Annotated in this window: 1 protein-coding gene; it reads right to left on the bottom strand. The window is 49.6% G+C overall.

The features are described 5' to 3' along the window. The coding region (locus R7Q09_RS24750; protein ID WP_318143771.1) for a hypothetical protein at nt 1–871 on the bottom strand (871 nt) is incomplete at both ends.

The raw sequence follows: 871 nt of genomic DNA on the forward strand, positions 1-871 counted from the left end.
TTTACATCCAGATTGTCGCCCTGAATTTGCGGCAGAACGATGGTTCGTTCATCGTTGTATGAACTGGTCATACGCCAACTGGTAAATGCTTCAGCTTGAGTGTCGTTGATGGTGTTGACCTTGAGTTCTGAGATCAGATCTTTCAGTACCATCTCTTCAGTAAATGAACCCGATTCATTCGTTAACACCACGTGGTAAGTAACACTCTCTCCCGGACGGTAGAACTCATCGTCAACGGTTTTTTCAAGTTTGACCGACTCCGGCATCGCCAGCAGTGTCGCTGTTGAATCTTGCGTTTCACCACGGAATGTGGCGCTGGCGGTATTCTCAATTTCGCCAGTAGCGTATTGGTTCACAAGGCCTGTAATCACAAACTCCACTTCATCATTCGCAGCAATCGTTAGCGTTGAATCGATGTCTGAATTCACGCCCGGCATGTTGGTGATCTCGGTTTCCGCATTCGCTTTATTCACCTCAATGCGCCAAGAGTCGAACGCTTTTACCGACGTACCATCAAGACGCACGACTTCAAGATTACTAATGGCGTCTTTTACAGCCACATCTGTCGCTGGGACTGTGCCTTCGTTCTTCACTTTGACGCGGAACGTCGCTTCTGCACCCGGAACGTAATATTGGGTGTCTGCGGTTTTCTCAATCGAGATCCCCTGAGATTGAGGCTGAACAGTGGCACTTGAATGCTGCTGCGTACCGTTGAGATCCGCCGTTGCCGTGTTGGTGATATCACTCGCGGCTAACGGGTTAGTCTTCGCGGTGATCGTGAACTCCACAATGTCATGCGGTGCTATATCGATCATCGAACGGATATCCTGATTATCGACAGGCATCGGGGTAATGGTGGTACGGCTGTCGC

The organism is Vibrio sp. 2130-1, from assembly GCF_033339515.1.